Here is a 9,471-nt window from a genome sequence, read left to right on the forward strand (position 1 = left end):
GTGCGGTGTCGGGGTTCAGTGGTCCGGAGTCGCCGGTTCGGGGGTGATGAGGGGGGCGTCCGCCAGGCCGAGGCGGGCCTGCTCCTCCTCGACGATCAGGCGTGCCAGTTCGGTGTCCGAGACGTCGACGGCGTCCGGGGTGGCCTCGGCCACCTCGCTGCGGCGGGCGTAGGCGTCGAACAGGCGCGTCTTGCGTTCCAGCATCCGCACCAGGCGCTCGTCCACCCCGCCGGTGGCCAGCAGGCGGTGCACCTGAACCGGTCGTACCTGCCCCATCCGATGGGCGCGGGCCACGGCCTGGTGCTCCAGCGTCGGTTTGATCTGGGGCTCGCAGATGACGACCACGGAGGCGGCCTGGATGTTGAGGCCGACGCCGGCCGCCTGGATCTGGGCGAGCAGCACCGCCGGCCCCGGCACACCCGCGAACCCGTCCACCACACTCTGCCGCTGCCGGGGCGGCACGCTTCCGGTGAGCGGGCCGAACACCGGCAGGTCCCGGCCCACTTCGCTCTGAAGGGCGGCCCGCACCGCCTCCAGCACGTCGCGGAAGGCGGAGAAGACGAGCGTCTTCTGGCCGTTGTCACCGGCCTCCCGGACGATCTCCCGGAGCCGGCCGAGCTTGGCCGACTTCTCCGGGCACCGGTAGGCGGCCCTGCGCATCGCCATGAAGTTTCCCGCGCGCACGGCCTCCCGGTAGGCATCCTCGTCCGAAGGGCTCAGTTCCTCCCACTCGTCCGTGAGCTGGCGGGCGGGCAGTTCGGTCAGCACATCCTGCTGGTTGCGGCGCAGGTAGACAGGCGCGACCGCCTTCCGGAAGGCCACGGGCCCGGCCAGGCCGTCCCGGTCGTCGAGGCGGTCGGCCACCTCCTCGTCGAGCATGCGCACCAGGCTGCGGAACTCCGCGACCCGGTTCTCCATCGGTGTGCCGGTCATGAACAGGACCCGTTCGCAGCGCCCCGCCCACTGGGCCACGGCCTGGGAACGCAGGGCCTGGGGGTTCTTCACGCAGTGCGCCTCGTCCACCACCAGCAGACCGACCTCCCCGGCGTCCGGGACCGGGAACCCGCGCAGCGCGTCGAAGGTCGTCACACCGACCCCGCCCCGCCCCCTCCAGTCGGCGAAGGCGTCCTGCCGGTCCGGACCGTGCAGCGGCAGGACCCGCAGGGTGCTGCGCGCCTCGGTCTCCCGCGTCCAGTTGACCAGGACGCTCGCCGGACAGACGACCAGGAAGTGGGTGTCCCCCGCGGCGGCGAGATGCGCGAGCGTGGCGATGGCCTGGATGGTCTTGCCGAGCCCCATCTCGTCGCCGAGGATCACCCTGCGCTGCGCGAGAGCGAAACGGGCGCCGAACGCCTGGTAGCCGCGCAGCGACACGCGCCGACGGGAGTCGTCCAGGCGCTGGGCCCGTACCCGCGCGGTGATGTCCTCGGGCAGGAAGCCCTCGGCGGCGGCCGTGTCGGGAGCGTGCCCGGAGATCTCGGCGAGCAGGGCGTAGTACTCGGCGGAGCGCAGCTCGAAGTCCACCCAGGCCGCGATGTCGTCCGACGGCCCCCGCAGCAGGTCCACCGACGCCTGCGCGAGCAGCTCCGGGGTGCCCGCCCGCCCGGCCTCCGCCAGGACGGCCCGGAGCTGCTCGACGGCCTCCAGCGCGCGAGCCCGTGCGGCGCGCCCCGCGACCAGCAGGCGCAGCCGCCCGGCCGCCGGCCTGGCGTCCGCCAGCAGGGGGACGAGCCGCCGCGTCAGCCCGGCGGCCGTGTCGACCGCGCGCCGCGCGTCCGCGCCCGCCTCCACCAGCACGTGCAGCGCCCGGACGAGCGCGGTCGTGCGCGGCTCCGGCCGGTCGACGTCCAGGCGCACGGCGACGGTCTCCAGCGCCATCTCGGACAGCCTCTGCGCCGCGGCGATGATCTGGTCGACGGTCCGCTGCCCCACCCCGGGAATCTGCCGCAACCGGTAGGGCCCGGCGTCCAGCACCTGACGGACCGTGCGCAGGCCGCTCCGCTCGACGTTCGCCAGTCTCAGCCGCCCTTCGGTGGCCTCCTGCAGCCGCGCCACGGGAATGGCGTCGAGAGCCTGCTCCACCGCCGCGTCCTGGATCGGCTTCAGCGCCGCCCGCACCGCCTCGACGGCCCTGCCGTGATCCCCGGCCACCGCCTCAGCCGCCTCACACAGCCGCGCCCCACGCGCGACCGCGTCCCGTTCGCCCCGCCCCATACGCCCCCCTGCCCGACTCGCTCCGGCCATCCTCCCAGCAGCCGGTGCGGTGGAAGGGGCGGCCCGGCGGCAGCCGTGGTCCGGTGACTCCGCGCAGCTGCCGCCCCGACCGCCGGTCCCGGGCCCGCTCCCGGCCTACCGTCAGGTTCCGTATCAGTCGGCAGACTTGGGAAGGGGCTCAGATGAACAAGGGTCTTCGTACGGCGGCCGCGGCCGCGGCGCTGGTCACCGGACTCGTCACGGCGGCCGGTGCGCCCGCCGCGGCGGCGTCCCGGTCCGAGCGGATCACCTCGCAGGAGCAGCTGGCGGCGAACATCGCCAAGGCCGTCGCGGCCGAGAAGGAGAGCGGTGCCGTCACCGACGGCGTGGTCGGCGGCATCGTCGCCGACACCGGCAAGTCGGTCGTCCACCCGGACGCCTGCTAAGGCCGCGGAGGTGAGCACCGTGGACGGTTCCGCGGGGCCACGGCCCCTCAACTGGTGTCCCTCCGGTGACGCGAGTCGCCCGGAGAGCGTGGTGCTCGGCGTCCGCTCCGGAGACCGCGGCGAGGTCGTCTACCTCGCCGACCCGGTACCGGCGGCCGAGGTCCTGGGCAGCATTCCGGAGGGCATCGCTCCCAACCGGGTGCTGCGGTTCGCCTCGCACTGCGTGTCGGACTGCGCGAACCGGGTGGGCGAGGCGTGCGGTCTGATCGAGCGCATACGGGCCGTGCCGCCGAAGACCGAGGCCGGATCCGCGGCCGTACCACGGTGCCACCTGCGTCCGCACTGCAAGTGGTGGAACCAGGTCGGCGTCGAGGGCTGCCACCGCTGTCCCGCCGTCGTCACCCTCAACCCGCACGACGACGAGCTGAACGTGCTCGTCGCCGACCCCGGCACGACCTTGGAACAGCTGGAGAGCTGGATGGCCGCGGCGGAGTGATCCGGCCGGCGTGACGGACGAGGCAGGGCCCCGGGCCGGGTGAACCGGCGCGGGGCCCTGCCGTCTCGCGCACTTCAGGAGAGTCACGTACTTCAGGAGAGAGGGACTTCCATGGACGGCTGGATACGGCGCTTCCACCGCGCCCCCGACGCCCCCGTTCGGTTGCTGTGCTTCCCGCACGCGGGCGGCGCGGCCGGCGCCCAGCACGCGCTGTCGGCCGCGGTCGCCGGTCCGCTGGAGCCCTTGGTGGTGCAGTACCCGGGCCGGCACGACCGCTTCGCGGAGCCGTTCGCCGAGCGGATCGACCAGGTCGTGGACGCCGTCCTGGACGCGCTGCCCGCGGATCCGGCGGGCAGGCCGCTCGCGCTGTTCGGGCACAGCATGGGCGCGCTCGCGGCGTTCGAGACGGCCAGGGCGCTGCAGGCGCGGGGCCGGGCCCCCGCCGCGCTGTTCGTGTCGGGGCACAACGGGCCCTCGCTGCCGGTCACGACGGACTGGGCCGGGGTGCCCACGGACGCCGAACTGCTGGCGGAGATGCGGCTGCTGGCCGGGACGGACGACAGTCTGCTGGCCGACCCGATGCTGCTGGAGGTCGCGCTTCCCGCCCTGCGCGCGGACTACGCGATGCTGTCCGCCTACTCCTACCGTCCCGGTCCCCCGCTGCGCTGCCCGGTGGTGGCGCTGACCGGGGACGCCGATCCGAGGGTGCCGGCGCAGGCGGTGCGGGCCTGGCGGCAGGAGACCGAGGGGCCGTTCACGGCGCATGTGCTGACCGGCGGGCACTTCTACCTGGACGGCCATCTGCCGTACCTGGCCCGGGTGTTCGCGTCGGTCTTCGCCCGCGCGTGAGGCGTCCGCTGTGAGGCACCCGCTCTGAGGCGTCCGCGTGTGAGGCAGGGGAAAGGGGCCGGTGGTCGCCACCGGCCCCTTTCCCCTGTGCTCATCGCCTCACGCGCCCTCGAACTCGCTGAGCAGCGCGTCCAGCACGTCGTCCGGTTCCCGGGCCTCGACGATCCGCCGGGCCAGCTCCTCCAGCGTCAGCTCTTCCAGGAACAGGGTGAGCGGCACGTCGATGCCGAAGTCGTCACGCAGGCAGCCGACCAGGTGGACGGCGGCGAGGGAGTCGCCGCCGGCGGCGAAGTAGGTCATGCTCAGGTCGCCTCCGTCGTCCAGGCCGAGCGTCTCGACGAGGAGGGCGCGGACGGACGTGTCCAGGCCGGCGCCCGCATCCGCGGCCCCGGGCTCCGGCGCCGGGGACGCCCCCTGGGACTGCGGACCGTGCGACTGCGTACCGTGCACCTCCGGACCGTGCGACCGCGGTCCCTGGGACGCCTGTCCCCGTGCGGCCGGTGCCGTCCCCAGGCTGAGCTGCCCGTAGCTCTCCCCGCCGAACGGGTACGCCGGCAGCGAGACCCGGCGGCCCCGCCGCGGCCACGGCAGCCGCTCGTCGCGCAGCCACGCCTCCCCGATCGCGCGCAGGTCGTCCGCCGCGGCCGGGGCCGACACCGTGCGGCCCTCGGCGAGTTCGCCGAGACCGATCGCGGCCTCCTCCCGGTCGGCGGCCAGCACGTAGGCGCGGACGGCGAGCGGTGTGCGGCCGAACCGCAGGGTGTGGGCGGTGTCGGCGAGGGAGGGGGCGTCCGGGGCGCGCAGGGCGGTGGCCAGGCGGCCGGCCAGGGACCTGAGGGCGTCCTCGGTGTGAGCGGACAGCAGCAGCACCTCCGGGCCCGACGATCCGGTGTCCCGGGGGCGGGGCGGGGCCTCCTCCAGCACGACGTGGACGTTGGTGCCGCCGATGCCGACCGAGCTGACCCCGGCCCGGCGGCGGCCGTGCTCGGGCTCCGGCCAGGGTTCGGCCTCGGTGACCACGTGGAAGGGCGAGCCGTCCAGGGCGAGTTCGGGATGCGGGCGGCCGGCTCCGGCGGTCGGGGCGATGACGGCGTGCTCCAGCATCAGCACGGTCTTGATGACCCCGGCCACGCCCGCGGCCGCGTCCAGGTGGCCGATGTTCGCCTTCACCGAGCCCAGAGCGATGGAACCGGTGCCGAGGGCGCCCTTGAACGCGGCGGTCGCGGCGGTCGCCTCGATCCGGTCGCCCAGCTCGGTGGCCGTGCCGTGCGCCTCCAGGTACTGGGCGTCGGCCGGGTCGAGACCGGCCGCCGTCCAGGCCTCCACGATGGCGGCGGTCTGCTGGTCGACACCGGGGGCGGTGAAGCCGACGCGGGCGGCGCCGTCGTTGGTGACGGCGCTGCCGCGGATGACCGCGCGGACGGGGTCGCCGTCGGCGAGCGCGTCGGCGAGCCGGCGCAGCACGACCACGCCGACGCCGTTGCCGGGCACGGTGCCGCCGGACGCCTCGTCGAAGGGGCGGCAGCGGCCGTCGGACGAGAAGATGCCGCCCTGGTAGTGGACGTATCCGCGTCTGTGGACGGTGTCGACGGCGACGCCTCCGGCGAGCGCGGTGTCGCAGTCCCCGAGGAGCAGGGCCTGGCAGGCGAGATGGATCGCCGTCAGGGAGGTGGAGCAGGCGGTCTGGACGGTCAGACTCGGGCCGTCGAGGCCGAGGCGGTAGGAGATCCAGGGGGCGAGGAACTCGCGGTCGGTGAGGATGCGGACCTGGAGCGCGCCGATCTGCGCGGCCTGCCGGGGGTCGGTCTGGGCGGCCAGCATGTGTTCGGTGACGCCGCCGCCGACGTAGACGCCGGTGCGGCGCGGTGCGCCGAGGGGGTCGTGTCCGGAGTCCTCCAGGGCGGACCAGGCGGTCTGCAGGAGCAGCCGGTGCTGCGGGTCGAGAGCGGCGGCCTCGGTGCGGTTGAAGCCGAAGAGGGCGGCCTCGAAGCGGTCGGCGTCGGCGAGGACGCCTTTGGAGGGGACGTAGTCGCGACCGCGGATCTCGTCGGGGTCCGCACCGTCGGCGAGGAGCTCCTCCTCGGTGAAGTCGGTGATGGAGGTGACGCCGCCGAGCAGGTTCCGCCAGTACGTGTCGAGGTCGGGGGCGCCGGGGAACCGGCCGCTCATGCCGATGACGGCGATGGCGGAGTCGAGGGTCTCGGCGGCTGTGGTGTCGGTCATCGCAGGGTGCCTTTCCGGGAGCGGAGACGTCGGGCGGCGGTGCGCCGCTGGTGCCGTTCACGGCCACGGGCCGCGGAGTCGGTGGGGTCCGCCACGCGGACCTGGTCGAGGCGGGCGGCGAGGGAGGCGACGGTGGGGTGGCGGAACAGGTCGACCAGGGTGAGCCCGCCGTCCACGGCGGCCTCGCGCAGGGCGGCCAGCACGCGCATCAGGCGGACCGAGTTGCCGCCCAGGTCGAAGAAGTTGTCGTGGACGTCGACCCGGTCCATGGTGAGCACGCGGGCCCAGATGTCCGCGACCAGCCGCTCGGTCGCGGTGGCCGTCCCGTTCGCGTCCGTCCCGCCCGCGTCCGGGGTGCCCGCGTCCGGGGTGCGGCGGGTGAGGTCCGGTTCGGGCAGCCGGGAGCGGTCGATCTTGCCGTTGCCGTTGAGCGGCAGTTCCGCGAGGCGGACGAACACCTCGGGGACCATGAAGGCCGGCAGCCGCTCGGCGAGGTGGGCGCGCAGGGCGCCGTCGGCGGGTGGGACGGCTCCGTCACGGCCCACCACGTAGGCGACGAGCCGCTGTTCCTCGCCGGTGCCGCGCACGGCCGCCGCCGCGATCCGCACCGCCGGGTGGGCGGCCAGCAGCGACTCGATCTCGCCCGGCTCGATGCGCACCCCGCGCAGCTTGACCTGCAGATCGCTGCGGCCCAGGTAGCTCAGCACGCCGTGCGCGTCGACGCGTCCGAGGTCGCCGCTGCGGTACATCCGGGTGCCGGGGGCGCCGTACGGGTCGGCGACGAACCGCTCGGCGGTCAGGCCGGGCCGCTCGATGTAGCCGCGGGCGAGTCCGGCGCCGGTGATGTAGACCTCGCCGGTGACGCCCACGGGGACGGGGCGCAGCCACTCGTCCAGGACGTAGCAGCGGCTGCCCGCCACCGCGCGGCCGAGCACGACCGGGTCGCCGGGGGCCAGGTCGGCGGTGTGGGAGTAGACGGAGACCTCGCTCGGGCCGTAGGCGTTCACGATCCGCCGGCCGGGCTCGTGCAGCCGCTCGACGAGTTCGGCGGGGCACGCCTCGCCGCCGACCGCGACGGTGCGCAGGTCGGGCAGTTTTCCCTTGATGTCGGGCAGCAGCATGGCGGCGGACGGCGGCAGGAACACATAGGTGATGCGGGAGTCGCGCAGCCGGTGCAGCAGGCCCTCACCGAGGCGTTCGTCCTCGGTCGGGACGTGCAGTTCGGCGCCCGCCGCCCAGGGGAAGAACAGGTCGGAGACGGCGACGTCGAAGCCGAACGCCACGAACTGCAGCACCCGGTCGGCGGCCGTCACCGGGAAGTGGTGGCGGACGGCCGTGGTCAGGTTGACCAGGGAGCGGTGTTCGACGGCCACGCCCTTGGGCCGGCCGGTGGAGCCGGAGGTGAACAGGACGTAGGCGAGGTCGCGGGCACCGGGTGCCGGGCCGTCGGTGACGGGCGGCGGCTCGGCGGGGTCGGTGCGGTCGACGCGCAGACAGCGCACGCCGAGGTCCGCGCCCTGCCCGGCGGTGGCCTCGGCGGTCAGCAGCAGGCCGGTGCCGGAGCAGTCGAGCATGTAGCGCAGGCGGTCGCCGGGGTGGGCGCGGTCCAGGGGGACGTAGGCGCCGCCCGCCCGCAGCACCGCGAGCGCGGCGATGCCCTGGTCCGCCGAGCGGGGCAGGAGCAGTCCGACCCGGCTGCCGGGGCCCACGCCGGCGGCGCGCAACCGGGCCGCCAGCGCGTCGGCGCGCTCCATGAGCCGGCGGTAACTGAGGCGTTCCGCGCCGTGGACGAGCGCGGTGGCCTCCGGGCGGGCCGCCGCGACACCGGCGATCAGGTCGGGGACCAGGCGGTCGGCGGGGGCGGCGCCGTGGAGGCGGTCGTTCTGCGCGACGAGCAGCCGCCGCTCGTCCTCCGCGACCGTGGCCAGGCGGGAGAGCGGGGCGTGCGGGTCGGTGAGGAGGCCGTCCAGGAGGACGGTGAAGTTGCGGGTCCAGCGGCGCACGGTCGCCGTCTCGAACAGGTCGCCGCGGTGGATGAACTGGGCGGCCAGGTCCTCCCCCCAGCGCTCCACGTGCAGGTGGAAGTCGAACTTGGCGGTGTCCAGGTCGACTTCGAGCCGCCGCGTGCCGGCTCCGGCCAGGTCCAGGGTGAGGGAGGTGTCGTCGTCGTAGGAGAAGACGACCTGGACCACCGGGTCGTGACCGGCCGCGCGGACCGGGGCGAGGGCGTCCACCACCGCCTCGAACGGGGCGTCCTGGTGCGGGGCGGCGGCCCGCAGGGCGGCGCGGACACGGCCGGTCAGCTCGTGGAAGGAGGGGTCGCCGCTCACGTCGACGCGCAGCGCGAGGGTGCCGGCGAGCATGCCGACGGTGTGCTGGAGGTCGGGGTGCTCGCGGCCGGACACCGGGTAGCCGATGACCAGGTCGTCGCGGCCGGAGAGCCGGGCGAGGAAGGCGGCGTAGGCGGCGAACAGCGCCATGAACGGCGTCGCCCCGCAGGCGCCGGCCGCCTCGGCGAGGCGGGCCCGCGTGGCGGCCGGGATCAGGAAACGGGTGCTGCCGCCGGCCACGGAGCGCGACGCGGGCCGCGGCCGGTCCGTGGGCAGCTCCAGGACGGCGGGCGCGCCCCGAAGTGCCTCCACCCAGTGCCGTACGGCCGTGTCGTACTCCCCCGCCGCCCGGCGTTCGCGCTGCCAGACCGCGAAGTCCGGGAACTGCAGGGGCCGGCCCGGCGGGCTGTGCGGCCGTCCGGCCGCTTCGTCCCGGTAGGCGGCACCGAGCGCGTCCAGCATGACGCCCAGCGACCAGCCGTCGCAGACCAGGTGGTGGGCGACGAGCAGCACGCGGTGGGTGCCGTCGTCGACGGCGTACACCGTGCAGCGCAGCAGCGGTCCGGCCGCCGGGTCGAAGGGGCGGGCGGCCTCCCGCCGCAGCAGCGCGTCGACGCGGCCGGCGGGGACCTCCTCCTCGACGGTGAGCGCCGCGCCGCCGGCGGCCCGCACGCGCTGGGTGTACGTGCCGTCCGCGGTGGTGCGGAAGACGGTGCGCAGCGACTCGTGCCGGGCGACCAGCGTGTCCAGCGCACGGCCGAACGCGGCGACGTCGAAGGGGCCGGTCACGGCGAAGGCCGCCGGCACGTTGTACTGCGCGGTGCCCGGGTTCAGCTGGTCGAGGACGAGCAGCCGGCTCTGCGCGTCGGAGACGGGGAACTCGTACTCCTCGTCGACGGCCGGCTCGGTGGGGGCGGGTGCGTCGGTGGTCATG

At 75.1% G+C, this 9,471-nt stretch carries 6 protein-coding genes; 3 read left to right on the forward strand and 3 right to left on the reverse strand.

The annotated features are described in order from the left end of the window. Positions 1 to 15 precede the first annotated feature (15 nt). Complete coding sequence (locus AB0B40_RS30270) at positions 16 to 2,214, reverse strand: DEAD/DEAH box helicase (protein WP_362266690.1); 2,199 nt, start codon at positions 2,212 to 2,214, stop codon at positions 16 to 18. A 182-nt stretch (positions 2,215 to 2,396) separates the two neighbouring features. On the opposite strand from AB0B40_RS30270, the gene AB0B40_RS30275 reads away from it, so the two are divergent. The 3 genes from AB0B40_RS30275 to AB0B40_RS30285 all read left to right on the forward strand — a co-directional run bounded on the left by AB0B40_RS30275 (position 2,397) and on the right by AB0B40_RS30285 (position 3,984). Next, on the forward strand, positions 2,397 to 2,639 hold the full coding sequence (locus tag AB0B40_RS30275) for a hypothetical protein (RefSeq protein WP_345053092.1): 243 nt from the start codon (positions 2,397 to 2,399) through the stop codon (positions 2,637 to 2,639). Between the two features lie 19 nt (positions 2,640 to 2,658). Beyond that, positions 2,659 to 3,135 carry a hypothetical protein gene (locus tag AB0B40_RS30280; protein WP_345053089.1) on the forward strand — a complete coding sequence of 159 codons (477 nt, stop codon included), beginning with the start codon at positions 2,659 to 2,661 and terminating at the stop codon, positions 3,133 to 3,135. A 111-nt stretch (positions 3,136 to 3,246) separates the two neighbouring features. Beyond that, positions 3,247 to 3,984 (forward strand): thioesterase domain-containing protein, encoded by a 738-nt coding sequence (locus AB0B40_RS30285; RefSeq protein WP_362266692.1) that lies wholly within the window; start codon positions 3,247 to 3,249, stop codon positions 3,982 to 3,984. Positions 3,985 to 4,083: 99 nt separating this feature from the next. On the opposite strand, the gene AB0B40_RS30290 is transcribed toward AB0B40_RS30285, so the two are convergent. Both AB0B40_RS30290 and AB0B40_RS30295 read right to left on the reverse strand, forming a co-directional pair. Continuing rightward, positions 4,084 to 6,207 (reverse strand): beta-ketoacyl synthase N-terminal-like domain-containing protein, encoded by a 2,124-nt coding sequence (locus tag AB0B40_RS30290; protein ID WP_362266693.1) that lies wholly within the window; start codon positions 6,205 to 6,207, stop codon positions 4,084 to 4,086. Then, positions 6,204 to 9,470, reverse strand: a complete 3,267-nt coding sequence (locus tag AB0B40_RS30295; RefSeq protein WP_362266695.1) for an amino acid adenylation domain-containing protein — start codon at positions 9,468 to 9,470, stop codon at positions 6,204 to 6,206. The genes AB0B40_RS30290 and AB0B40_RS30295 overlap by 4 nt, the downstream gene beginning before the upstream one ends. Between the last annotated feature and the right edge of the window lies 1 nt (position 9,471).

The sequence above is a fragment of the Streptomyces sp. NPDC042638 genome (assembly GCF_040647235.1).
Classification (GTDB): Bacteria; Actinomycetota; Actinomycetes; order Streptomycetales; family Streptomycetaceae; genus Streptomyces; species Streptomyces rameus.

Coding starts and splice junctions, on each gene's coding strand:
- AB0B40_RS30270 (WP_362266690.1), bottom strand. CDS start 2,214: ATGGGGCGGGGCGAACGGGACGCGGTCGCGCGTGGGGCGCGGCTGTGT.
- AB0B40_RS30275 (WP_345053092.1), top strand. CDS start 2,397: ATGAACAAGGGTCTTCGTACGGCGGCCGCGGCCGCGGCGCTGGTCACC.
- AB0B40_RS30285 (WP_362266692.1), top strand. CDS start 3,247: ATGGACGGCTGGATACGGCGCTTCCACCGCGCCCCCGACGCCCCCGTT.
- AB0B40_RS30290 (WP_362266693.1), bottom strand. CDS start 6,207: ATGACCGACACCACAGCCGCCGAGACCCTCGACTCCGCCATCGCCGTC.
- AB0B40_RS30295 (WP_362266695.1), bottom strand. CDS start 9,470: ATGACCACCGACGCACCCGCCCCCACCGAGCCGGCCGTCGACGAGGAG.